Annotated in this window: 21 protein-coding genes and 2 pseudogenes; 14 read left to right on the top strand and 9 right to left on the bottom strand. The window is 73.0% G+C overall.

Features of this window, described 5'->3' with window-relative positions:
* Window positions 1–51: 51 nt before the first annotated feature.
* Window positions 52–1,122 carry a phosphotransferase family protein gene (locus tag MCBG_RS11765; protein WP_043325597.1) on the top strand — a complete coding sequence of 357 codons (1,071 nt, stop codon included), beginning with the start codon at window positions 52–54 and terminating at the stop codon, window positions 1,120–1,122.
* On the top strand, window positions 1,123–2,334 hold the full coding sequence (locus MCBG_RS11770; protein WP_043325599.1) for an acyl-CoA dehydrogenase family protein: 1,212 nt from the start codon (window positions 1,123–1,125) through the stop codon (window positions 2,332–2,334). It abuts the gene before it with no gap.
* Window positions 2,335–2,354: 20 nt separating this feature from the next.
* Here MCBG_RS11770 and MCBG_RS11775 read toward each other — a convergent pair whose 3' ends face one another.
* From MCBG_RS11775 to MCBG_RS11800, 6 genes are all read right to left on the bottom strand, one after another.
* Window positions 2,355–3,401: a LacI family DNA-binding transcriptional regulator gene (locus MCBG_RS11775; RefSeq protein ID WP_043325601.1), complete on the bottom strand. Its 1,047-nt coding sequence runs from the start codon at window positions 3,399–3,401 to the stop codon at window positions 2,355–2,357.
* A gap of 84 nt (window positions 3,402–3,485) precedes the next feature.
* Entirely contained in the window at window positions 3,486–4,919 is a 1,434-nt protein-coding gene (locus MCBG_RS11780) for a GH1 family beta-glucosidase (protein WP_043325603.1), read from the bottom strand.
* The gene (locus tag MCBG_RS11785; protein WP_197494916.1) at window positions 4,916–5,716 is read right to left on the bottom strand and encodes a carbohydrate ABC transporter permease; all 801 of its coding nucleotides are present in this window, start codon (window positions 5,714–5,716) and stop codon (window positions 4,916–4,918) included. Before MCBG_RS11785 ends, MCBG_RS11780 begins: the two co-directional genes overlap by 4 nt.
* A 105-nt stretch (window positions 5,717–5,821) precedes the next feature.
* Window positions 5,822–6,802 carry a carbohydrate ABC transporter permease gene (locus tag MCBG_RS11790; RefSeq protein ID WP_043325606.1) on the bottom strand — a complete coding sequence of 327 codons (981 nt, stop codon included), beginning with the start codon at window positions 6,800–6,802 and terminating at the stop codon, window positions 5,822–5,824.
* Window positions 6,803–6,921: 119 nt separating this feature from the next.
* Window positions 6,922–8,241: an ABC transporter substrate-binding protein gene (locus tag MCBG_RS11795; RefSeq protein WP_043325608.1), complete on the bottom strand. Its 1,320-nt coding sequence runs from the start codon at window positions 8,239–8,241 to the stop codon at window positions 6,922–6,924.
* A 233-nt stretch (window positions 8,242–8,474) separates the two neighbouring features.
* The gene (locus MCBG_RS11800; protein ID WP_043325609.1) at window positions 8,475–9,020 is read right to left on the bottom strand and encodes a plasmid pRiA4b ORF-3 family protein; all 546 of its coding nucleotides are present in this window, start codon (window positions 9,018–9,020) and stop codon (window positions 8,475–8,477) included.
* 150 nt (window positions 9,021–9,170) lie between these two features.
* Between MCBG_RS11800 and MCBG_RS11805 the strand changes: the two genes are divergently transcribed.
* From MCBG_RS11805 to MCBG_RS11850, 10 genes and pseudogenes are all read left to right on the top strand, one after another.
* On the top strand, window positions 9,171–9,992 hold the full coding sequence (locus MCBG_RS11805) for a pyrimidine reductase family protein (RefSeq protein WP_043325612.1): 822 nt from the start codon (window positions 9,171–9,173) through the stop codon (window positions 9,990–9,992).
* 444 nt (window positions 9,993–10,436) lie between these two features.
* Window positions 10,437–12,185: an ATP-binding protein gene (locus MCBG_RS11810; RefSeq protein WP_043325613.1), complete on the top strand. Its 1,749-nt coding sequence runs from the start codon at window positions 10,437–10,439 to the stop codon at window positions 12,183–12,185.
* 11 nt (window positions 12,186–12,196) lie between these two features.
* Window positions 12,197–13,345, top strand: a complete 1,149-nt coding sequence (locus MCBG_RS11815; protein WP_043325615.1) for an exonuclease SbcCD subunit D — start codon at window positions 12,197–12,199, stop codon at window positions 13,343–13,345.
* Window positions 13,345–15,815 (top strand): annotated as a pseudogene (locus MCBG_RS11820) (AAA family ATPase). The gene MCBG_RS11815 and the pseudogene MCBG_RS11820 overlap by 1 nt, the downstream one beginning before the upstream one ends.
* Complete coding sequence (locus tag MCBG_RS11825; RefSeq protein ID WP_043325618.1) at window positions 15,812–16,783, top strand: hypothetical protein; 972 nt, start codon at window positions 15,812–15,814, stop codon at window positions 16,781–16,783. The pseudogene MCBG_RS11820 and the gene MCBG_RS11825 overlap by 4 nt, the downstream one beginning before the upstream one ends.
* On the top strand, window positions 16,783–17,640 hold the full coding sequence (locus tag MCBG_RS11830) for a spermidine synthase (protein WP_043325620.1): 858 nt from the start codon (window positions 16,783–16,785) through the stop codon (window positions 17,638–17,640). The genes MCBG_RS11825 and MCBG_RS11830 overlap by 1 nt, the downstream gene beginning before the upstream one ends.
* A gap of 468 nt (window positions 17,641–18,108) precedes the next feature.
* Entirely contained in the window at window positions 18,109–18,429 is a 321-nt protein-coding gene (locus tag MCBG_RS33980; protein WP_223201192.1) for a sigma factor-like helix-turn-helix DNA-binding protein, read from the top strand.
* A complete protein-coding gene (locus tag MCBG_RS11840; RefSeq protein WP_030503037.1) occupies window positions 18,426–19,208 on the top strand; it encodes an anti-sigma factor family protein in 783 nt (260 codons plus the stop codon). The genes MCBG_RS33980 and MCBG_RS11840 overlap by 4 nt, the downstream gene beginning before the upstream one ends.
* A gap of 205 nt (window positions 19,209–19,413) precedes the next feature.
* The gene (locus tag MCBG_RS11845; RefSeq protein ID WP_043325622.1) at window positions 19,414–20,073 is read left to right on the top strand and encodes a COG4315 family predicted lipoprotein; all 660 of its coding nucleotides are present in this window, start codon (window positions 19,414–19,416) and stop codon (window positions 20,071–20,073) included.
* Window positions 20,074–20,220: 147 nt separating this feature from the next.
* Window positions 20,221–21,137: pseudogene (locus tag MCBG_RS11850) on the top strand (DNA-3-methyladenine glycosylase).
* 4 nt (window positions 21,138–21,141) lie between these two features.
* On the opposite strand, the gene MCBG_RS11855 reads toward MCBG_RS11850, so the two are convergent.
* Complete coding sequence (locus MCBG_RS11855; protein ID WP_043325624.1) at window positions 21,142–21,663, bottom strand: DUF1990 family protein; 522 nt, start codon at window positions 21,661–21,663, stop codon at window positions 21,142–21,144.
* Between the two features lie 143 nt (window positions 21,664–21,806).
* Here MCBG_RS11855 and MCBG_RS11860 point away from each other — a divergent pair, with 143 nt between their 5' ends.
* Both MCBG_RS11860 and MCBG_RS11865 read left to right on the top strand, forming a co-directional pair.
* Window positions 21,807–22,715, top strand: a complete 909-nt coding sequence (locus tag MCBG_RS11860; RefSeq protein WP_198033294.1) for an IS5 family transposase — start codon at window positions 21,807–21,809, stop codon at window positions 22,713–22,715.
* 45 nt (window positions 22,716–22,760) lie between these two features.
* Complete coding sequence (locus MCBG_RS11865) at window positions 22,761–23,249, top strand: GNAT family N-acetyltransferase (protein WP_043325626.1); 489 nt, start codon at window positions 22,761–22,763, stop codon at window positions 23,247–23,249.
* Here MCBG_RS11865 and MCBG_RS11870 read toward each other — a convergent pair.
* Both MCBG_RS11870 and MCBG_RS11875 read right to left on the bottom strand, forming a co-directional pair.
* Window positions 23,224–23,646: an SRPBCC family protein gene (locus MCBG_RS11870; protein ID WP_043325627.1), complete on the bottom strand. Its 423-nt coding sequence runs from the start codon at window positions 23,644–23,646 to the stop codon at window positions 23,224–23,226. The genes MCBG_RS11865 and MCBG_RS11870 overlap by 26 nt on opposite strands.
* 263 nt (window positions 23,647–23,909) lie before the next feature.
* The gene (locus tag MCBG_RS11875) at window positions 23,910–24,122 is read right to left on the bottom strand and encodes a hypothetical protein (protein ID WP_043325629.1); all 213 of its coding nucleotides are present in this window, start codon (window positions 24,120–24,122) and stop codon (window positions 23,910–23,912) included.
* Between the last annotated feature and the right edge of the window lie 4 nt (window positions 24,123–24,126).

Consider the following 24,126-nt stretch of genomic DNA (forward strand, 5'->3'; position numbering starts at 1 on the left):
CGGGAAAACCCCGACCTTGACAACAAAGCTGAGCTGCCATCAACTAATCGGATGACCGATCCGGCCGCCGCTGCCCGGCTCTCGGCCGGCTCGGCACCCCGCGGGCTCGACCTCGACCGGCTCGCCACCTACCTGGCCGCGCACCGGCCGGACCTGACCGGCCCCCTGTCGGCGCGGCTGATCGCCGGCGGCAAGTCCAACCTCACCTACCTGCTGCGCGCCGGTGACCGCGAGGTGGTGCTGCGCCGGCCACCGCTGGGGCACGTGCTGGCCACCGCGCACGACATGGCCCGGGAGCACCGGGTGATCTCGGCGCTCGCGCCGACCGGCGTACCGGTGCCGGAGGCGCTGGCGCTCTGCGCCGACGAGAGCGTCATCGGCGCGCCGTTCTACCTGATGGCGAAGGTCGACGGCGAGGTCTACCGGCGGCGCGAGCAGACCGACACGCTCACCGCCGCCCAGCGACGCGACCTCGCCATGGCGATGATGGACGCGCTCGCCACGCTGCACCGGGTCGAGCCGGCCGAGGTCGGGCTGGCCGACTTCGGCCGTCCGGAGGGCTACCTGGCCCGGCAGGTACGCCGCTGGGCCGGCCAGCTCGACCGGTCCCGCAGCCGGCCGCTGCCCGGCATCGACGAGCTGCGCGACGCGCTGGCCGCCAGCGTGCCCGAGGGCGCGAACGCGGGCCGGATCGTGCACGGCGACTACCGGCTGGACAATCTGCTCGCCACCGTCGACCCGCCGGCGGTGCGGGCGGTGCTCGACTGGGAGATGGCCACGCTCGGCGACCCGCTGGCCGACCTCGGGCTGCTGCTGACGTACTGGGACGTGCTCGGCGACAGCGACCACGGCGAGGGCAACCCGGTGGCCGACGGCATCGGGCCGCGCGCCGGGTTCCCCACCGGGGCCGAGCTGATCGAGCGGTACGCCGGGCGCAGCGACGTCGACGTCGGCCCGCTGCACTGGCACGTGGCACTCGGCTGTTTCAAGCTCGCGGTGATCTGCGAGGGCATCCACTACCGGCACACGCTCGGCCAGACCCTGGGCGAGGGCTTCGACCGGATCGGCGACATGGTGGCGCCGCTCGTGGCACACGGGCTGCACGCGGTGAGGGAGAGCTAGATGGAGTTCGCGTACGACGACCGGACGGTCGAGCTGCGGCAACGGCTGGAGGCGTTCCTCACCGAGTGCGTGTACCCGGCCGAGCCGGTGCACCACGAGCAGGTGCTCGCGGCCGGCGACCCGTGGGCCCGCCCGCCGGTGATGGCGGAACTGAAGGCGCAGGCGCGCGAGCGCGGGCTGTGGAACCTGTTCCTGCCCGACGCCCGCTACGGCGCCGGCCTGACCAACCTGCAGTACGCGCCCCTGGCCGAGCTGACCGGCCACAGCCCGCACCTGGCCCCGGAGGCGCTCAACTGCGCCGCGCCGGACACCGGCAACATGGAGCTGCTCGCCGAGTTCGGCTCCGAGGAGCAGCGCAAGCAGTGGCTCATGCCGCTGCTCGCCGGGGAGATCCGGTCCGCGTTCTGCATGACCGAGCCGGAGGTGGCCTCCTCCGACGCGACGAACATCGGCACCCGGATCACCCGCGACGGCGACCACTACGTGATCAACGGCCGCAAGTGGTGGTCGTCCGGGGCGATGGACCCGCGCTGCGAGATCTTCATCGTGATGGGCAAGACCGACCCGGACGCCGACCGGCACCGCCAGCAGAGCATGATCCTGGTGCCCCGGGACACCCCCGGCGTGACGGTACGCCGCGGCATGCGCGTCTTCGGCTACAGCGACGCCCCGCACGGCGGGCACGCCGAGATCGACTTCTCCGACGTACGGGTGCCGGCGGAAAACCTCGTCGGCGAGGAGGGCACCGGGTTCGCCATCGCCCAGGCCCGGCTCGGCCCCGGCCGGATCCACCACTGCATGCGCCTGATCGGCATGGCCGAGCGGGCCCTGGAGCTGCTCTGCCGGCGCGTGCTCGACCGGGTCGCGTTCGGCCGCCCGCTCGCCGAACAGGGCGTGGTACGCGAGTGGATCGCCGAGTCGCGGGTCCGGATCGAGCAGGCCCGCCTGCTGGTGCTCAAGACCGCGTGGCTGATGGACACCGTCGGCAACAAGGGCGCGCACACCGAGATCCAGGCCATCAAGATCGCCACGCCGCTGATGGCCGAGTGGGTGATCGACAAGGCGATCCAGGCGCACGGCGGAGCCGGGGTCAGCCAGGACACCCCACTGGCCGAGCTGTGGGCGGCGGCCCGCACGCTGCGCCTGGCCGACGGCCCCGACGAGGTGCACCGCGCCTCGCTGGCCCGCCGGGAGCTGCGCCGCTATTCCTGACCGGCTCCCGCCGGGCGTGGTCAGGCGGAGGCGCGGTGGATCAGCTCGGTGTCCAGCAGCACGTGCGGCGAGGGAACCTCCTCGCCGCGGATGCGGGAGACCAGCAGCCGGGCCATCTGCCGGCCCATCTCCTCCACCGGCTGGAACACGGTGGTCAGCGGCGGCTCGGCCTGACGCGCGATCGGGGCGTCGTCGAAGCCGATCACCGCGACGTCCTCCGGCACCCGGCGGCCCGCCTCGCGCAGCGCGCGCAACGCGCCGAACGCCATCAGGTCGGAGGCGACGAACACGGCGTCCAGTTCCGGGCAGACGTCCAGCAGCCGGCGCATCGCGGCGGTGCCGCTGCCCTCGCTGAAGTCCCCGTACGCGATCAGGCCCGGGTCGATCCGGCCGCCGGACGCCCGGACGGCCTCCTGGTAGCCGGAGAGCCGGGCCAGGCCGGCGCCCATGTCCTGCGGGCCGGCGATGGTGGCGACCCGCCGGCGGCCCTGGCGGAACAGGTGCTCCACCGCCTGCCGCGCGCCGCCGACGTTGTCCATGTCGACGAACCACGCCGGCTGGGCGTTCGGGTGCAGCATCCGCGCCGGGCGGCCGCCGAGCACAGTCGGCAGGCCGCGCTCCTCCAGCAGCGTGGGCAGCGGGTCGGCGTCGTGCAGCGAGAGCAGGAGCACGCCGTCGACGTGCTGGTTGGTCAGGTGGTGCTCGACCCGTTCCCGCTCGATCGGCGACTGCACCATGGCCAGCCAGAGCTGCATCGGCGTCTCGACCAGCCCGGAGCTGACGCCCCGCACGATGGCCGCGAAGAACGGCTCGGTGAAGACCCGCTCCCCCGACTCGGAGACGACCAGGGCCACCGAGTCGGTCCGCTGGGTGACCAGCGCACGGGCGGCGCGGTTCGGCACGTACCCCAGTTCGGCGATGGCCTGCTGGACGGCGGCCCGGGCCTCCGGGCTGACCTGCGGCGAGCCGTTGACCACGCGGGAGACAGTGCCGCGCCCGACGCCGGCGCGGGCCGCGACCGCGTCGAGGGTCGGACGCCCGAGCGAGCGGGTGCGCTGCGTTGTCATCGTCTGTTGCTCCTCCGACGGTCGGGCGGGCCCGGCACCGATTGAGGCGTCGGCGCCGGGCCGCCCGTTACTGGCTGGCCCAGCTTATTGTGCGGGCAGTCCGTTGCGTCGGATCACGTCGGCGTACCACCTGGCGCTGGACTTCGCGATCCGGGCCTGGCTGTCGTAGTCGACATAGACCATGCCGAACCGCTTCGTGTAGCCCCAGGCCCACTCGAAGTTGTCCATCAGCGACCAGGCGAAGTAGCCCTTGAGCGGCACGCCGGCCTCGATCGCGGCGTGCGCCGCCCGCAGGTGCGCGGCGAAGTAGGCCAGCCGGTCCGGGTCGTCCACCCGGCCGTCGACCAGCTCGTCGACGAACGCCGAGCCGTTCTCGGTGACGTAGAGCGGCAGGTCGGTGTACTCCCGGTGGACCCGCTCCAGCGTCTCCACCAGGCCCGGGGCGTCGATCTCCCAGTCCATGTCCGTCACCGGGACACCCCGGGTGACGAACCGGACGTCCTCGCTGCCCGGCCAGCAGGACGGCGCCCGCCAGTAGGGCTCCGGTTCCGCGCCCTCGACCGGCGCGGCGACCACGTGCCGGCTGTAGTAGTTGATCCCGACCATGTCCAGCGGCGTGGCGATGGTCGCCAGGTCACCGTCGCGCACGTGCCCCATGTCGGTGATCTGGCGCACGTCGGCGACCAGGTCCGCCGGGTACGCCCCGCGCAGCACCGGGTCGAGGAAGAACCGGTTCGCCAGCGCGTCGATCCGGCGGGCCGCGTCGGCGTCCGCCGCCGAGTCGGTCGCCGGGGTGACCGGGTACAGGTTGACGGTGATCCCGAGCTGCGCGTCCGGGCGGACCGCGCGGACCGCCTGCACGGCCAGGCCGTGACCGAGCATCAGGTGGTGCCCGGCCCGCAGCGCGTCCGCGCCGTCGCGGCGGCCCGGCGCGTGCACGCCGGAGCCGTAGCCGAGGAACGCCGAGCACCACGGCTCGTTCAGCGTGGTGAAGTACTTCACGCGGTCGCCGAGCGCGTCGGCGACCAGATGCGCGTACTCGGCGAACCGGCCGGCGGTGTCCCGTGCCGGCCAGCCGCCCGCGTCCTCCAGCGGCTGCGGCAGGTCCCAGTGGTAGAGCGTCAGCCAGGGCTCGATGCCGTGGCCGAGCAGCTCGTCGATCAGGCGGCGGTAGAAGTCCATGCCCTCCTGGTTGACGCCGCCCGTGCCGCCCGGCTGCACCCGCGGCCAGCTCACCGAGAAGCGGTACGACCGCAGCCCCAGGTCGGCCATCAACCGCACGTCGTCCGGCATCCGGTGGTAGTGGTCGCACGCCACGTCGCCGGTGTGCCCGGCCACCGTCCGCCCCTCGGTGTGGCTGAAGGTGTCCCAGATCGACGGCGCACGGCCACCCTCCGCCGCCGCGCCCTCGATCTGGTACGCGGCGGTGGCCGCGCCCCAGAGGAAGTCCGGCGGGAAGGTCAGGGCCGGACCGGCGTCGAGGAGACCGACGGCGGGCGGGCTTGCTGGATTGCTCACGACTTGACGGCGCCTTCCATGATGCCGCCGATGATCTGGCGGCCGAACAGAACGAACACGACGAACAGGGGCAGGGTCGCGATCAACGTACCGGCGAAGATCTGCGAGTTGTCGGCGAAGTAGGCGGTGTTGAGGCTGCGCAGCGAGATCTGGACGGTCGGGTTGGACGGGTCCGCCAGCACCACGAACGGCCAGAAGAACTGGTTCCACTGCTCCATGAAGGTCAGCAGACCCAGCACCGCGGCGGCCGGACGCAGCGCGGGCGCCACCACGTGCCAGTACACCCGCCAGGTGGAACAGCCGTCCACCCGGGCCGCCTCGATCAACTCGTTCGGTACCGCCTGCTCGGCGTACTGGCGCATCATGAAGATGCCGAAGCCGCCGATCAGGAACGGAACGGTCACCGACGGCATGGTGTTCAGCCAGTCGAGCTTGGCCATCAGGATGTACAGCGGCAGCACGCCGAGCTGGATCGGCACCATCATCGAGGTGAGGATGATCAGCAGCAGCGCGTTCTTGCCCCGGAAGCGCAGCTTGGCGAACGCGAAGCCGGCCAGCGAGCCGAAGAACACCGTCGCGACGGTGATCGTCCCGGCGACCAGGAACGAGTTCATCAGGCCCTTGAGGATGTTGGCGTCGCTGTTGGCGAGCACCCGCTCGATGTTCTCGCCGAGCTTGCCGCCGGGCAGGAACGGCGGCGGCCAGGAGTTGGCCGCGTCGTTCGTCCGGCTGGCGATCACGATCATCCAGTAGAACGGGAACAGGGAGAGCAGCACGCCGAAGATCAGGCCGATCATGGTGAGCGGGCTGGCCTTCCAGAGCCGCTCGGCCCGGTGGGTGGTCTTCACCGGCGCGCTGTGCCGGGTGGGCGGGCGGACCGCGGTGGTCGTCATCTCGTCACCTCACTTGTCGGAGCTGATGCGGCGGGCGAGCAGGTAGTTGATCGCCGACATCAACGCGATGAGCACAAAGAGCACGAGCGCGACCGCTCCGGCGTACCCCCACCGGAAGCGCTGGTTCATCACGTCGAGCAGGTACATCGTGATGGTCTGGAACTGCCCCTCCGAACCACCGGAGAGACCGCCCGAGCCGCTGGTGAACAGCAGGGGCTCGGTGAACAGCTGAAGGCCGCCGATGGTGGAGATGATCAGCGTGAAGATGATCGTGGGGCGCAGCTGCGGGACCGTGATCGACCAGAACTGCCGCCGCCGGGAGGCGCCGTCCAGCGCCGCGGCCTCGTACATGTCCTTGCTGATCGACTGCATGGCGGCGAGGTAGATCAGCGCGTTGTAGCCGACCCACCGCCAGTCGACCATGGTGGAGATGGCGAACCATGAGGCGAAGCGGTTCGCCCGCCAGTCGATCGGGTCCAGGCCGATGCTGTCGAGCAGCCAGTTGACAAGGCCGAAGTCCTTGGCGTAGAGCATCGAGAAGATCAGCGCGACCACGGCGGTCGAGGTGATGATCGGCATCGCGATGGCCATCCGGAAGAACGTCTGCGCGCGCAGCTTCCGGTTCAGCGCGTTGGCGAGCATCAGCGCCAGCAACAACTGGGGCACTGTGGAGAGCGCGAACATGCCGAACGTGTTGACCACCGCGTTCCAGAACTGCGGGTCCTCGGTGATCAGTTCGACGAAGTTGTCCATCCCGACGAAGGAGATCGTCGGGTTCAGCGGCGACCGGTCGGTCAGCGCGATCCAGACCGTGTACGCAATCGGGTACACGCCGAACACGGCGAAGATCACGAAGAACGGCAGGACGTACAGGTAGGGCGAGTACTTCAGGTCCAGCCGGGTCATCGAGGCGGCGCGGCGGCGTGTGTGACGTGCGGAGCGCGGCGCGCCGGGCTCGGGCGGCGCCGCGGCGTGCAGGTCGAGGCTCATGGGGAGTCCTTCTCCTCGGCCGGCGTCACCCGCCACACGGGCGACGCCGGACTCTGCGGGCACCGCGGGTGGCGCCGGCAGCATGGGCTGCCGACGCCACCCGCGGGCGGCTCAACCGGTCACTTACCGGCGGCCGCACCGTTCTTCAGGGCCGCCTGCCACTGCTCGCCGGCCGACTTGCCCTGCTCCACGGCGCGCAGCGTGTTCTCCACGGCGGTGCGGACCGCGTTGTTCTTCGGGCCGAGGTAGACCGGCTTCAGCTCGGTCGCGCCGGCGGCGAAGATCTTGCCGACCGGGGCCTTGCTGAAGTAGTCGTTGGTCGAGTCGGCGACGGCCGGGTCGGTGAGCGCCTGCGGGTTCGACGGCAGGTTGCCGACCGCCTTGTACGCGCCGATCTGCCCCTTGGCGCTGGTCAGGAACTTGGCCAGCTCCGCGGCCTCCTTCTGGTGCTTGCTCGACTTCGGCACGCCCAGGAAGGAACCGCCCCAGTTGCCACCGGCGCCCGGCGCCTTGGCGATGTCCCACTTGCCGGCCGCCGCGTCACCGGCCTGGCCCTTGATGACACCGGTCATCCAGGCGGGGCAGGCGATGGTGGCGAAGGTGCCGTTCTTGAAGCCGGCGTTCCACTCGTTGGAGAACGACTGGAGGTTGTTGGACAGCCCGGCGGCGATCATCTTGGTGGTGAGGTCGTACGCCGTCTTCACGTCCGGGTTCTGGTCGATGACCATCTTGTTGCTCTTGTCGTAGTACGTGTAGCCGCTGCCCTGGCCCGCGACCTGCATCAGCACCACGTTGTAGAAGTTGGTCGCCGAGTCGACGAACTTGTGCTTCTTGTCGGCGGCGGCGAACTTCTGGCCGGTGGCGATGAACTCGTCCCAGGTCGGCCAGAGCGCGCCGACCTGCTCGCGGTCGGTGGGCAGCCCGGCGGCCTTGAACAGGTCGCTGCGGTAGCACAGCGCCATCGAGCCGACGTCGGTGCCGAGGCCCAGCACCTTGCCGTCGGGGGTGGTGCCCTGCTCCCACTTCCACGGCAGGAAGTTGCCCTTGAGGTCGTTCGCGCCGTGGTCGGCGAGGTTCACGAACTTGTCGGCCTGGGCGTAGAACTGGACGATGGTGCCCTCTTCCAGGGCCACCACGTCACCGGCGCCCGAGCCCGCGGTGATCTGCTGGGTCAGACGGGTGTTGTAGTCACCGAGGCCGAGACCCTTGCCCCGCTCCTGGATCTTGACGTTCGTGTGCTCCGCTTCGTACTGCTTGTACAGCTCTTCGTAGCCGAAGCCCTGGTCGCCGAAGACGTCGACGACCAGCGTGATCGGGCCGTCGCCGCTGCCGCTGTCGCCGCTGTCCGAGTCGTCGCCGCAGGCGGCGGTGGTGCCGAGCACGACGACGGACGCGAGCGCGATGGCCGCGAACCGCCGACGACGGATTGGGACGCTCATCCGAGACCCCTCTTTCGGTGGTGAGGCGATATCTGCTGTGTGGTGGGGGGTGCGTTGCGCGCGGGCCGGAGCGGGGCAGGAGGGAGATCCGCACCACTCTCGGGAGCGCTCCCATGAGGTTGCCGGGAGGTGACAGGGGTGTCAATAGACCGTTGGGAGCGTTCCCATTTCGTTACCGCGCCGCTGGCGACCCCTCCTCGGAGCCCGCGATCAGCGGCGCGCGGACGGCGCGATCAGCAGCAGCGGCGCAGCAGGACGGTGGCCCGGCCGGCGTCGAACGCGGCCGGATCGAACGCCGGGCCGGCCCACTCGCGCATCGTCACGTGTTCCGGGTGCGCCGGGTCGGCGAGCGCCGCGAGCAGGACCGCGTACCCGGCCGGGCCGCCCACGTCCTCCGGCGGGCAGGCCCGCTCCCCGTCCAGGCAGACCGGGTAACGCTCGTCCGGGTCGGCGGCGCAGCAGTCCTCGACCACCAGGTCGTGCTCCCACCAGTCCCCGAAGTCGTAGGTGTAGCGGAACCGGTCGCCCTTGCCCACTACCGTGTCCAGCCGGACGTCCAGCTCGTCGCGCAGCGCCAGCTCGCCGTCCGGGTCGGGTTCGCCGTACTGCCGGCCGTCCACGTCGAACGAGTGCAGGTGGCAGTCGCGCCAGCCCATCGCGTGCTGGATCACCCGGTGCAGCCGGTCCAGCGTGTAGCCGCCGGGCACCAGCACCCGCCGCCACACCCGCGGCCGGACCCCGGCCAGCGACACCATGAGCTGGAAGATCTGACGCGACACGACGTCCCATCCTTCCTCGGCATAGGCTGCCTGCATGATCTGCCGAGCCTGCCGGGAACGGCGGCACGACGACTGTCCTGGCCGGAAGTGGTGCGACTGCCAGCACCGTACCCCCGAACCCACCCCTCCGGTCACCGGTCCGGCCGGCGAATGAGCGTCGGAACCCCGATCGAACGGATCTGGCCCGCACCCGTCACCGGCGCGCTGACCGATCCGGAACTCACCGCGCTCTACGGCCGGTCGGCCCGCCCGCACCTGCGGGTCAACTTCGTCGCCAGCGCCGACGGGGCGGTCACTCTGGACGGCTACTCGGCCGGGCTCTCCGGCGAGCCGGACAAGCGGGTCTTCGGGCTGCTGCGGATGCTCTGCGACGCTCTCGTGGTGGCCGCCGGCACGCTGCGCCACGAGGGCTACCGGGCGGTCCGGCTGAGCCCGGAACGCCGGGCCTGGCGCCGCGAACGCGGGCTGGCCGAGTTCCCGACGCTCGTGGTCGTCTCCGGCTCACTCGACCTCGACCCGGCCCAGGCTGCATTCGCCGACGCCCCGGTCCGGCCGATCGTGCTCACCCACGCCGACGCCGTACCGCCGCCCGGCCTCACCGACGTCGCCGACCTGGTCCGCTGTGGCACCGGCCCGGTCACCAGCACCGACCGGGTCGACGGCAGCGGCCGGGTCGACTTGGCCGTGGGCCTGGCGGAGCTGCGCCGCCGAGGGCTGGACCAACTGCTCTGCGAGGGCGGCCCGCACCTGTTCGGCGCGCTCACCGCCGCCGACCTGGTCGACGAGCTGTGCCTGACCGTGGCGCCGCTGCTCGCCGGCGCCGGCCCGGGCCGGATCACCGCCGGGGACGCCAGCCCGCCCCGGCACCTGCCGCTGCGCCACGTGCTGGCCGCCGCCGACGGGGTGCTCATGTTGCGCTACGCCCGCGACCCCGCCGACCCCACACCCGCCGGATCCGCCCCCGCCGCCTGACCAGCTCCCGGCTCCCGGCTCCCGGCTCCCGGCTCCCGGCTCCCGGCTCCCGGCTCCCGAGATCTTGGTACCAAACGGCCCCTATGAGGGCGCTCTCGTACCAAGATCTCCGAGCGTCCCGGAGAGCGGGACGTGGGTCTCGACATTGGGGGCGGCTCTCGCGCGCCAAGCAACCCGGGGTTCGCGGGGCGAGTGGAACGTCATGGGTGTCAAAAGCTCGCGGAGACACCCATGGCGTTCCACCGAGCCGGCCGGGCCGGGGGCCGGAGACAGCGCCGGAGCGGGCAGAAACGTACGCACCGTGGCCGGGCGGATCCGGGCGGCTACCGTTCGGCGCACGCTCGGCGTGGCGTCCGCCGCGTCGCGTGGCAACCTGTCGCATCCCTCGGGCAGGATGCACGACGTGCACCGCCAACGGTACGACCAGCCGACCGGAGACCGCCGATGACCGACGACCAGCTCGACGGGCCCGGCGAGGGTGTCGGCCGGGTGCTCGGCACCGCCGACGCCACCCCGCTCACCTTCTGGACGGCTGTCGCGCCGGGCAGCTACCTGCAGCTGGACGACGTGGTGGTGACCCGCCGCGACCTGCCCGACCGGGAGCCGGTGACGATCGCCGGGGTGGTGACCCAGGTGCGTGCCCGGCACGAGGGGGCGCAGTTCGACTCCGACGTCTTCGCCATCGCCGACGGCACGCTGCCGGCGCAGGTGCAGGAGGCGGCCGAGGTGACGACCACGCGGGTCGACCCGGAGTTCTACGTGCCGCCGACGCCGGGCGCCGTGGTGCACCGGGCCGAGGGGGACGCGCGGGCGCGGGCGCTGCACTTCGACCGGATGGAGCGGCGGATCCCGATGGGGATGGGCCGCGACGGGGTGCCGGTCTACCTCAACGCCGACTTCCTCGACGGCACCCGGGGCGCGCACGTGTCGATCTCCGGCATCTCCGGCGTCGCGACCAAGACGAGTTTCGCCACGTTCCTGCTCTACTCGGTGTTCCGCTCCGGCGTGCTGGGCGGCGACGCGGTCAACGCGAAGGCGCTGATCTTCAACGTGAAGGGCGAGGACCTGCTCTTCCTCGACCACCCGAACAGCCGGCTCGACGATCCGACCCGGGCGGCGTACGCGAAGCTGGGCCTTGATGCCGGCGCGTTCCCGGACGTGCGGGTGTACGCCCCGCCGCGGGTCGGCGACTCCTCCGGCACGCCGGATGTGAGCAGCCGGCTCACCGGGGTGGACAGCTTCTACTGGACGCTGTCCGAGTTCTGCGCCGACCGGCTCCTGCCGTACGTGTTCGCCGACGCGGACGACGAGCGCCAGCAGTACACGATGGTGGTCCACTCGGTGGCCGCGCACCTGGCCCGTTACGCCCAGCCGGCCGACGGCGGGGTGAGCATCGACGGGGTGCGGCTCGGCTCGTACGCGGATCTGGTCGACCACGTGGTCGAGCAGCTCAACGACGACGAGACGCGCGGCGAGTGGGCGGGCAGCGCGGTCGGGCTGGGCACCGTGAACGCGTTCGCCCGGCGGCTGATCGGCAGCAAGAAGGACCTGGGCCGGTTGATCCGTGGTGACCTGGCGACCCGCCGCCCGCACTCGATCAACACGGCGGAGAGCGCGCAGGTGACAGTGGTCGACCTGCACAACCTGCCCGACCGCGCGCAGCGGTTCGTGGTCGGTGTGACGCTCAAGAGCGAGTTCGAGCGCAAGGAGAAGGCGGGCACCGCCAAGCCGCTGCTGTTCGTCGTGCTGGACGAGCTGAACAAGTACGCGCCGCGGGAGGGCTCGTCGCCGATCAAGGAGGTGCTGCTCGACATCGCCGAGCGGGGCCGCTCGCTGGGCGTGATCCTGGTCGGCGCGCAGCAGACCGCCAGCGAGGTGGAACGGCGGATCGTCACCAACTCGGCGATCCGGGTGGTGGGCCGGCTCGACCCGGCCGAGGCGTCCCGCCCGGAGTACGGCTTCCTGCCGCCCGCCCAACGGCAGCGGGCGCTGCTGGCCAAGCCGGGCACGATGTTCGTCAACCAGCCGGACATCCCGGTGCCGCTCTGCCTGGAGTTCCCGTTCCCGGCGTGGGCCACCCGGGTCTCGGAGGCGGGCCGCGCGCCCTCGGAGACGCTACGGTCGATCACGCAGGCCGCCGATCCGTTCGCGGTGGTCGGCTCCGGCTCCTCCGACGACGACATCCCGTTCTAGGCGGCACCCAGATGAAGATCCTGCACACCTCCGACTGGCACGTCGGCAAGGTCCTCAAGGGGCAGTCCCGGGCCGAGGAGCACAAGCAGGTCCTCGCCCAGGTCATCGAGATCGCCCAGCGTGAGCGGCCGGACCTGGTCATCGTCGCCGGTGACCTGTACGACACCGCCGCGCCCACCCCGGAGGCGACGCGGCTGGTGACCCGGGCGCTCACCGCGTTGCGGCGAACCGGCGCGGACGTGGTGGCGATCGGCGGCAACCACGACAACGGCGCGGCGCTGGACGCGCTGCGCCCGTGGGCCGAGGCGGCCGGGATCACGCTGCGCGGCAGCGTCCGGGAGAACCCGGACGAGCACGTCGTCGACGGGGTCACCGCCGGTGGGGAACGCTGGCGGCTGGCCGCGCTGCCGTTCCTGTCCCAGCGGTACGCGGTGCGCGCGGTGGAGATGTACACGCTCACCCCGGCCGAGGCGAACCAGACGTACGCCGACCACCTGGGCCGGGTGCTGGACCGGCTCGCCGAGGGGTTCACCGAGCCGGACCGCGTGCACCTGGTGACCGCGCACCTGACAGTGGTCGGGGCGAGCACCGGCGGCGGCGAGCGGGACGCGCACACGGTGCTCGGATACGCGGTCCCGGCCACCGTCTTCCCCGGCAACGCGCACTACGTGGCGCTGGGTCACCTGCACCGCTCGCAGCGGGTCATCGGCCCGTGCCCGATCCGCTACAGCGGCAGCCCGCTCGCCGTCGACTTCGGCGAGCAGGAGAACGTCAGCTCGGTGACGATCGTGGAGGTCACCGCCACCACGGCCGCCCGCATCCGGGAGGTGCCGGTGCCGGGCGCGGTGCCGCTGCGCACGGTACGCGGCACGCTCGCGCAGCTCGCCGAGATCGAGGCGCCGGAGGGCTGGCTGCGCGTCTACGTCCGGGAGCAGCCCCGGGCCGGGCTGCGCGAGGAGGTGCAGGAGCTGCTGCCCCGGGCGCTGGAGATCCGGATCGACCCGGAGCTGGTGCCCGCGCCGGGCAGCGGGACCCGGACCGCCCAGCGGGCCGGGCGGTCGCCGGGCGAGTTGTTCGGCGACTACCTGGACAGCCGCGGGCACGCCGACGAGGGTGTCCGGGAACTCTTCGACGAGCTGCTCGAGGAGGTGGAGCACTGATGCGGCCGATGCGGCTGGACATGGCCGGGTTCACGGTGTTCCGCGACGAGACCACTGTCGACTTCACCGACGCGGACTTCTTCGCGCTGGTCGGGCCGACCGGTTCGGGCAAGTCGACGGTGCTCGACGCGATCTGTTTCGCGCTCTACGGCACGGTGCCGCGCTGGGGCGGCGCCCGGGGGCTGGCGAACGCGCTGGCGCCGTCGGCCACCGAGGCGCGGGTCCGGCTGGTGTTCGAGTCCGCCGGGGACCGCTACGTGGCGACCCGGGTGGTGCGCCGCGACGGCCGGGGCACCGTGAAGACGGCCAACGCCGGGCTGCAGCTCATGCCGCCGGGCTTCGACGTCACCAAGCTCGACACCGGGCTCAGCCCGGAGGATCTGGGCGAGGTGGTGGCGGGCACCCCGGCCGAGATGGAACAGGCGGTGCTGGACGCGGTCGGGCTGCCGTACGAGCAGTTCACCTCCTGCGTGGTGCTGCCGCAGGGGCAGTTCGCCGACTTCCTGCACGCCAAGCCGGCCACCCGGCAGCAGATCCTGGTGAACCTGCTCGGGCTGGGCGTCTACGAGAACGTGCAGAAGAAGGCGGTCGAGCGGGCCGGGCAGGCCGAGGCGAAGCTGGAAACCGTCGACAAGCTGCTCGGCGGGCTCACCGACGTCGACGACGAGAGTCTGGCCGCCGCCCGGGAGCGGGTGGACGCGATGCGGGAGCTGGCCGCAGCGGTCGCTGCCGCCGTACCCGAATGGGAGCGGGCCCGGGCGACGGCGGGTGAGCGGGCCGCGGCGCTGGCCGCCCTCGACGCGGAGCTGGGTGTGCTGGCCGGGGTGCGGCCGCCGGACGGCACCGCCGAGCTGGCGCGGGCGGTGGCGGCGGCCCGGGTGGCCGCCGACGAGGCGGCGGCCACGGTCGGGCTGGCCGAGGAGCGCGAGGAGAAGCTGCGCGGGGAGCTGACCGCCGCCGGTGACGAGAGCGCGTTGCGGTTGCACCTGAAGGCGTACGCGGACCGGGACCGGCTGACCGCGGAGGCGGCGACTGTGCGCGCGGCGGTGGACGCGGCGCGCGGCGAGCACGACGCGGCGGTGGCGGCGCTGGCGGCGGCGCGGGCGGACGCGCAGCGGGCCGAGACGGAGCTGGAGTCGGCGTTCCGCGCGCACGAGGAGGCGAAGGCCGCCGACCAGGCGGTGGCGCTGCGGGCGCACCTGGTCGGCGGTGCGCCCTGCCCGGTGTGCGAGCAGATGGTCACCACCGTGCCGGCGGTGCCGAAGGTTGTGGCGTGAACCGGGGGTCGAGGCGGCAAGGCGGCCGGGCGGCGAACGAAGCGGCGAGGCGGGTGGTGCAGGAACGCGACGCCGCGGCCCGCGAGCTGGACCGGGTGCTGCTGCGCGCCCGGACCCAGCACGACCAGCTCGGCGCGCGCCTGGCCGAGCTGGACGAGCAGCTCACTGACGCGCCCGCGCCGGAGCGGCTGCGGGAGTCGCTGGCCGAGCACGCGCGGCTGCGGACCGCGCTGGAGGAGGCGGCGGGCGCGGTGCGGGCCGGGCGGGAGGCGGCCCGGCGGGCGCGGGGCGCGCTGGACGCCGCGCAGGATCGGCTGCGCCGGGCCTGGCGTGACTTCGACGCGGTACGCGACGGGCTGGCCCGGTTCGGGCCGCCGGCCGCCGACCGGGACGACGTGGCGGCGGCGTGGACGGCGCTGGCCGACTGGGCGGGCGAGCAGGCGCGGGCGCGGCGCGCGGACCGCGACGGGATGGCCGAGTCGGTGGAGGCGGCGCAGCGGGCCGCGGCCGAGGTCGCCGACGGGATCGCCGCGTTGTTCACCGCGGCCGGGCTGGACGCCCCGCAGGACGCGTCGCGCGACGTGGCGGTGGCGGTGGAGCGGGCCGAGGCGGAGTTGCGCCGCCTGGACGAGCGCCGCGAGCAGGCCGCCGGGCTGCGGGAGCAGCGGGCCGGGCACGAGCACGAGGCGCGGGTGGCGCGGGCGCTCGCCTCGCACCTGCGGGCGAACAACTTCGAACGCTGGCTGCTCACCGAGGCGCTGGACCTGCTGGTCGACGGCGCGTCGCGGATCCTGCGGGAGCTGTCCGGCGGGCAGTACGACCTGGTGCACGACAAGGGCGAGTTCTTCGTGGTCGACCACCACGACGCGGGGCTGCGGCGCGGGGTGCGCACGCTGTCCGGCGGGGAGACGTTCCAGGCGTCGCTGGCGCTGGCGCTGGCGCTGTCCGAGCAGCTCGCCGGGATGTCCACCACCGCGGCCAGCCTGGAGTCGATCGTCCTGGACGAGGGTTTCGGCACGCTCGACGCGGCGACGCTGGACACGGTCGCGGCGACGCTGGAGAACCTGGCCGCCCGGGGCGACCGGATGGTCGGCGTGGTCACCCACGTGCCGGCGCTGGCCGAGCGGATCCCGGTCCGGTTCGAGGTGCGCAAGGACGCGCGGACGGCCCGCGTGGAACGGACCGGCCTGTGACGTCACAGTCGCCGGCGTTCTTCGTCGATGCCTGGGATCCGGCCTACGGCGCGTCGTTCGAGGCGGCCGGTGGGGCCGGTCCGGCCGCGCCGAGCAGCGCCCAGGTGGACGCCGACGTCGAGCTGCCGGCCGCCGACTGGCGGGCGATCGGCCCCCGCGCGGGCGTGCGGTCGCCGGACGTGGTGCTGCTCGTCGACGGGGTACGCCGGATCGACGCCAGTGTCTGGACGGCCGAGGAGGACGGCGGCTCGTTCCCCGGCATCGCCGCCTCGTACGCGGCCGGTGTGGTCCGCTGCGACCTGGACCGGGGCGCCGCCGAGATGGCCGGCGCCCGGGTGGGCCGGGGGTTGTTCACGGCGAGCCCGTCGGCGCAGGACGTGGTCGCCGGGACTGTGCGTTACCCGGTGCACCGGGTCAGCGGCACCGGTGAGCTGAGCAAGCTGCCCGCGGCGGTGCAGGCGCCGCTGACCGCGCTGGAGGTGGCCGTCTCGGACGCGGTACGCACCGACGGCGACCTGCTGGTGGTGGACGGCCCGCTGCGCAGCCGGCGGAACCTGCCGCGCACGCTCGGGTACATCAAGACGCAGCACAGCCAATACCTGGACGGGCGGCTGACCGCTGTGGTGACCGGGCTGGCGCCGGGTGAGCGGTGCCCGGTGTTCCGGCTGGGCACGGCGTGGGGCGGCTGGTCCTGGTATCTGCGCCTGCCGGTGCGCGCCGGGGCGCCGTGGGCCGGGATCGTGCGGGTGGAGTGCTCGGCCGACCTGACCGTGCCGGAGGCGATCGCGCTGGCCGACCTGTCGCTGGTGACGCTGCCCCGGTTCGCCTCCACCCCGTACAAGGATCCACGTGCCCCGCAGAACCTGGTGCCGATCGCCGGGCTGGAACGCCGGTTACGCGGGATGCTCGGCGACGCGCGGCTGCTGCACCGCGTGCTCACCGCGGCGGCGCGCGGAATGCGGCGCTGATGGGCCGGCGACGCGACGCCGACCGGGTGGTGGCCGACGTCGACACCGGGCGGGCCGAACTGGTGCCGGACCGGGACCGTCCGGGCTCGTGGACGTTGCTGCTGGACGGCGCACCGCAGTCGCATGTCGACCTGACCGACCCGGCTCACCTGGAGTTCGAGTACGTCCGGCGGCTGGCCGCCGCGCTGGACCTGGTGGCGCCGGCCGGGGCGCCGCTGCGGGTGCTGCACCTGGGCGGCGGCGCGCTCACCCTGCCCCGGTACGTGCAGGCCACCCGCCCGGGTTCGACGCAGCGGGTGTCCGAGGTGGACGGCGCGCTGGTGGAGCTGGTCCGCCGCGAGCTGCCGTGGCCTGCCGATCCGCGCCTGCGGGTACGGGTGGCCGACGCGCGGGCGACGCTGACGTCGAGCCGGGACGGCGCGTACGACGTGATCGTGGCTGACGTGTTCGCGGGTGCCCGTACCCCCGCGCACCTGACCTCGGTGGAGTACGCCGCCGAGGTGGCCCGGGTGCTGGCGCCCGGCGGCAGCTATCTGGCGAACGTGGCCGACGGCCCGCCGCTGCGGCACGCGAAGGCGCAGGTCGCCACAGTGCGTACCGTGCTGCCCCGGGCCTGCCTGGTCGGCGACGCGGCGGTGCTGCGCGGCCGCCGGTACGGCAACCTGGTGCTGGTGGCGTCCCGGGTGGAGCCGCCGGTGCCGGAGCTGGCCCGGCGGGCGGCCGGCGACTGGTTCCCCGGCCGGGTGCTGGCCGGCGCGGAGCTGGACCGCTTCACCGGCGGCGCGGCGGTGGTCCACGACGCGGGCGCCGTCGACTCCACTCCCCCGCCGCCCGGAATTTTTTCCGTCAAACGTTGATCCGATCGGCTGGTGGCTGCGTATCACCGGGCGGCCATGCCCGTGGGGGGCCGGCTGATGTCATTGGACAGCGGAGGTCTGCATGCATGCGGTGGCGGCCGGCTGGCACGGCGAAGTGGCGCGGCCCGAGTGGATGTTCGCCCGGGCACAACCACACTCGCGCGCCTCGCGTTCCCGCCGGGGGGTCGACGCCCGGCCCGCCGATCGCCAGAATGACCCGGTGCCGCCGCGACCCGCTCCCGGACGCCACCAGGCGACCTCCGCCGAGGCCAGCCACTCCGACCAGCTGATCCGCCTGCTGTACGCCGAGCACGCCGGCCCGCTGCTGATGTTCGTGATGCGGCTGACCGGCGGGGATCTTTTTGTGGGCCGAGGACATCGTGCAGGAGACGCTGCTGCGGGCCTGGCGCAACGCGCACCGGCTCGGCGTGTTTTGGCCAGGGTTTCGTTGCGTCCCTGGCTGGTCTCTTGTGTGTCCGGCGGATCGCCATCGACGAGCACCGCAGCGAGCAGGCCCGCCCGCCGGAGACGTACGACCGGGATCTGACCGCGTTCGCCGAGGCGGACAGCACCGACCGGGTCCTGCGCACGATGACGGTGGCGGACGCGCTGCGTACGCTGAGCCAGTCGCACCGGGAGATCCTGGTGGCGACGTACTTCCGGGGGCGCACCGTGCCGGAGGCGGCCGAGGAGCTGGGGCTTCCGCTCGGCACCGCCAAGTCGCGGCTCTACTACGCAATAAAACGCGCGCTGCGCACGGCTCTGCAGGAGAGGGGGGTGACCGAATGAGCCGGGCCGATCACATGGACGTCGCCGCGTACGCGCTCGGCGTGTTGGACGCGGAGGACGCGGAGCGGTTCGAGGAGCACCTGGCCACCTGCTGGGCCTGCGCGGCGGAACTGGAGACGATGGTCCCGGTGGTGGGGCTGCTCTCCGGCATCGACGGCGAGGCGATGGCCGCGCTGGAGCAGACGCACACCGATCCGGCGCTGCTGGACCGGACGCTGGTGGCGGTGCGGCGGGACCGCCGTCGTACCCGGGTGCGGCAGTTGCTGGCGACAGCGGCGGCAGTGGTGGTGTTCGGCGGCCTGAGCGGGGTCGCCGCCGGGATGCTCGGCGACGAGCCGGGGCCGACGCCGCAGGCCGGGCCGACGCAGACCGCGCCGACCGCGGCGCCGAGCGGCGAGCCGGGCAACCCGAACGACCCGGGCGTCGGCGGGGAGAAGCCGATCGAGGGCGACCAGCACAACGCCACCGACGCGGGCACCGGCGTGCAGACCACGATGTGGCTGGCGCGCAAGGAGTACGGCACGCAGATCTCGGTGCAGCTGAGCCGCCTGCCCGGGCCGCGTGTCTGCCGGCTGGTGGTGGTGCGCAAGAACGCCACGAGCGAGGTCATCTCCACCTGGTCGGTGCCGGCCGGCGGCTACGGCACGAACCAGAACCAGCTTCCGCTGGAGCTGACCGCGTCCACCTCCGCCCCGGTACGCGACATCGACAAGCTTCAGGTGCAGTCGGTGGATGCGAACGGGGTGGCGAGTCCGCTGGTGACGGTGGACGACATCTGATCCGGTACGACGACGGCGTCGGGCGGCTGGACCGCCCGGCGCCGTCTTGTCGTGTCCGGGCCGGCAGACCCCCTCGTGCTGACGCACGCGCCAGAACGGCTGTCGGTTCAATCAGTCCACTGTGAAATGTGCCACCGTTTCGACTTCAACCTTGACAGTGCCGCGCCCGTACTACTCGGCGAACTGCCAAGAACGAGGAGGGCACGTGGCACACCACAAGCGGACGACCGTCATCGTCGCGAGCGCGATGGTCGCACTTACGGCCTGCGCCCCCGCAGGCTACAACGGGGCGAACTCGGGCGCGGCCGAGCCGGTCGCCGTCGCCGCGGCCGAACCCACCGCGGCGGCCGAACCGGAGGCGTCGGCGGCTCCCGAGGAGGAGCCGGTCGCGGACAAGGCGCCCCCGGCCAACGTGAAGATCACCGACGAGCTGGTCGGCAAGAAGCTGCCCCGGATGGGCCGCGTCGTCACCGACCAGGACGGCTGGGTGCTGTACCGGTTCGACAAGGACTCCGACGACCCGCCGCAGTCCAACTGCGTGGACAAGTGCGCCGAGGTCTGGCCGCCGTCGCTCACCGACGGCAACCCGAAGCTGCGTGGCGTCTCCGACGACAAGGTCGGCACCATCACCCGCCAGGACGGCACCCGGCAGCTCACCATCGGCGGCTGGCCGGTCTACCGCTACATCGGCGACAAGAAGCCGGGCCAGTGGAAGGGCCAGGGCGTCGGCGGCACCTGGTTCGTGGTCGACCCGAACGGCAAGAAGAACCTGACCTGCCTGCCCACCGGCACGCCCAAGCCGGTCGCGCCGCCCGCGGCGGGCAGCTCGAACAGCTCCGGCGGCGGGTCGGACTACTCGTACTGACGCACCAGGTCACGGTGACCGGTCGCCGCCGGGGAGGGCGCGGCCGGTCATCGTCGGGAACCCGGGAGGCGGGGCGCACCGGCATCGCCCCGCCTCCCGGCTCGGCGTGTCCGGCGTCACCGCCGGGACGCGTGGCAGAGTGGCCGGGTGACCTCGCCCGCCGCCCGCCGCACGCTGCGCCCCCCGGCCGGCTACCGGCTGGCCGCGTCGGTGCGGGCGCTCACGTTCAGCCCGTACGACCCGTGCGCGCGGATCGCCGCCGGCACGTTCTGGTGGGCCACCCGCACCCCGGACGGACCGGCCACGCTGACGCTGCGCCTGGAGGCCGGCGAGCTGACCGCCGAGGGGTACGGCCCCGGCGCCGGCTGGGTCGTCGAGCGGGCCGACCGTATCGCCGGACTGTGCGACGACCTGACCGGGTTCGCCGCGCTCGCCGCCGCGCACCCGCTGGTGGCCCGCCTCGCGCACACGCACCACGAAGAAAAAAGATGCCCGCCACCGGCCAGATCTTCTTTTTTTTTTGCTGCGGGCCGTCTTCGAGCAGAAGTCACCGGCAAGGAGGCGTACCGGGCGTACGCCGCCACCGTGCACTTCCGCGAACCCGCCCCGGGTCCGCTGCAACCACTGCTGCTGCCGCCGGAGCCGGCCGCGGTGGCGGCCACGCCGTACTGGGTGTTCCACCCGTTCGGCGTGGAGCAGCGACGCGCCGACACGCTGCGCCGCGCGGCGGCCGTCGCGGACCGGTTGGAACGCTGCGCCGACTCGGCCGAGGCCACCCGGCGGCTCACCGCGATAAAACGAAAAACGGGCCGTGGACCGCCGCCGAGGTGGTGCGCATCGCGTACGGCGACCCGGACGCGGTCAGCGTCGGCGACTACCACGTGCCGAACACGGTGGCCTGGGCGCTGGCCGGTGAGCCGCGCGGCGACGACGCCCGGATGCTGGCGCTAAAAAGAGCCGTTCCGGGGGCACCGGGGCCGGGTGTGCGTGCTGCTGGAGGCGGCCGGGATCCAGGCGCCGAAGTTCGCCCCCGCGCCCCGATCCGCTCCTTCGCCCGCTACTGACCGCTCAGCGCCGCCGGCACAGCCGCCGCAGCGTCCGGCCCAGCCACCAGGCGTACGCCCGCTGGAAGCCCAGCACGACTGGCCCGCCGGCCCGCACGTACCAGTGGGCGGGGCGACTGAACGCGGTCACCTCGAACCAGACGCCGTCGGCGCCCCGCGTGACCAGGAACGCCTCCTCACCGACCTCCGGGTGCCCGGGCAGCGTGCCGTAGCCGAACCCGGCCCGGTCCGGCTCGTCCACCACCCAGACCACCTCGGTCGGGCCCCAAAGCCGCACCGGGCCGACGCCCAGTCCCGGCGTGACACGTACCCCGGGCGCCGCGCGCGGCGCGTCCGCGCGCATCACCACGCCCGCGGCGCGGTGCAGCCGCCAGCCCAGCAGCGCGTCCGCCGCGACCGGGAAGCCGCCGTCCGGCAGCCGGACCCGGTGGCGCAGGTGGTGGTAGCCGGCCGGCAGGCCGCCGTCGCGGGTCGCGCCCACCTCCGGGTACGTCAGCTCGGGCACGCCGGTCACCTCCACGCTGATGGGAACACCCCCGCCAGCGTACGGCCGCTTCTGAGTGAGTGTTTGAGATTTGGGGTGCGGCGGCGTGTCGGGTTGAGGTGAGGGAAGGCCCTCGGTAGGTCCGGTGGTGTCGAGCCAACCGTTTCCATACCGAGGGCCTTCTGATGACGTTGTACCCGATCACTGTCACGCCGTCCGCGTCGCCCCGCCGTTATCCGTCGCAGCGGGTGCGGCGGGAACGGGAACGGGCGGTGCGGCGGCGGTATCCCAGTGATCTGACCGATGCGCAGTGGGCGTTGATCGCGCCGCTGGTCACGCCGGTGTCGGTCGGTCGGCGGGGGCGGCCGCCGTCGCATCCGATGCGGGCAATCGTCACGGCGATCTTGTATGTGGCCTGCACCGGTTGTCCGTGGCGGGCCCTGCCGCGGGAGTTCCCGCCCCCGGGGACGGTGTACTGGTGGTTCGCTCGATGGCGCGATGACCACACGTTGATGCGTCTGCACGACCGGTTGCGGGAGCAGTGCCGTACCGCCGCCGGACGGCACGCGCATCCCAGCGCCGGAGCGATCGATTCTCAGTCGGTGCGCGCCGCGGACACCGTGCCCCGACACAGCCGCGGTTTCGACGTCGCGAAGAAGGTCAACGGCCGTAAACGCCACATCGTCGTGGACACCATGGGCCTACTCCTGGCCGTCATGATCACCGGCGCGCACGTCAACGACCGCACCATCGCCCGTGACCTGCTCTGGCGCACCCGGCTGTTCCACCCCCGCCTACGCCTGCTCTGGGCAGACGGCGGCTACATCGGCACCCTGAGCACCTGGGCCCGCCACGCCCTCGACCTCACCGTGCACCTGGTCCACAAACTCCCCGGACAACACACCTTCGTCGTGCTGCCCCGACGCTGGGTCGTCGAACGCACCTTCGCCTGGATCAGCAAGAAACGCCGCTGCGTCCGCGACTACGAACACCTACCCACAAGCCACGCCGCCTTCGTCACCTGGGCCATGATCCACGTCATGGTCACCCGCCTGGCCCGACACACGAAACCGGCCCAGGCAACCCACACCTGAGCCGGAATCTCAAACACTCACTGAGCGCTGTGGTGAGCTGAGCCGGTGACCGACGTGACCATCGCCCCCGCCGACGTCGCCGACGCCGGTGAGATCCTCACCGTGCAGCGCGCCGCGTACCTGGTGGAGGCGCAGCGCTACCGGGACGTGTTCCTGCCCCCGCTGACCGAGACGCTGGACGAGGTCCGGGCGGCGCTGGCCGGACCGGACGTGGTGCTCGCCGCGCGGCGCGGCCCCCGCCTGGTCGGCTCGGTACGCGCCCGCGTCGACGGCGACACCGCCCACGTGGGCCGCCTCTCGGTCGCGCCGGACCAGCAGGGCCGGGGCGTCGGCGGACGGCTGCTGGACGCCGTCGAGCAGGCCTGCGCGGGCCGGGTGACCCGGTTCGCGCTGTTCACCGGCGCGGACAGCGCGGCGAACCTGGCCCTGTACGCGCGGCGCGGCTACCGGGTGGTGGCGCACCGGCCGGACGAGAACGGCAACCGCCTCGCCGTGCTGGAGAAGACGGTCAGCCCTGCTCGCAGCGGCGCCTGAGTCCGTCCGCCTCCTGCCGCAGGTAGCGGCGCATCATCGACCCGGCGAACAAGCCGATCAGGCCGGCCAGCGGCCCGGTCTGCACCAGGGCCAGCTCGGCCCGGGTGCGCCCGTCGCCGAGCGCGACGAGGCGGTGCTCACCCCGGCTGCGCACGCCGGCGCTCGTGGACTCCCAGACGAACGAGTACGGCGGCTCGATCTCGGTGACCCGCCACACCGCCGGGGGCAGGCGCGGCTGCTCCAGCCGGGCGGTCGAGCCGAGCGCCAGCGGACCGGGTTCCAGCCGGCGGGCGGCGGTGACCGAGGGCGTCCACTCCGGCCAGCGCTCGACGTCGCTCTGCACCGCCCACACCCGGTCGACGTCGGCGGCGATCTCGACGGACTCGACGAACCACATCGGCGTTCCTCCCCCGTGGACGGTCCGCTCAGGCTACGCCCGCACCCCACCCGCCCGCCGTCCCGCGCCCACTCCGCCCTCGCCCCGCCCCCGCTTCGTCGATCTTGGACTTAGGGTGCCCAGGATGCCCGATTGACGAACTTTACGAGGCACCACAACTCCAAGATCGGCGGCTTGCCGGGGCGGAGATGCCGGGGCGGAGGGGCAGCCGGCATTCCGTCGCTCGGCGCCGGCCGGCGGGCAGCGGGTCGCCGGGCGGAGGGTCAGGCCGCTTCGCGCAGGTCGGCCAGGGTGACCGGGGCGTAGCGCTTCAGCAGGCGTTCCAGCTCGGTGATCGAGCCGACCTCGCCGAGGACGTTCGCGCCGCCGCCGTGCTCGGCCGGATAGCGGTGCGCCAGCCGGTAGCGGTAGCGGCCACGGATCAGCTCGACGCTGACCCGCCAGCGCCCGCAGCATCCGCAGCTCCACTCAGGCACGCCG

Origin of the sequence: Micromonospora sp. M42 (genome assembly GCF_000568915.1) — a bacterium.
GTDB lineage: Bacteria > Actinomycetota > Actinomycetes > Mycobacteriales > Micromonosporaceae > Micromonospora > Micromonospora chalcea.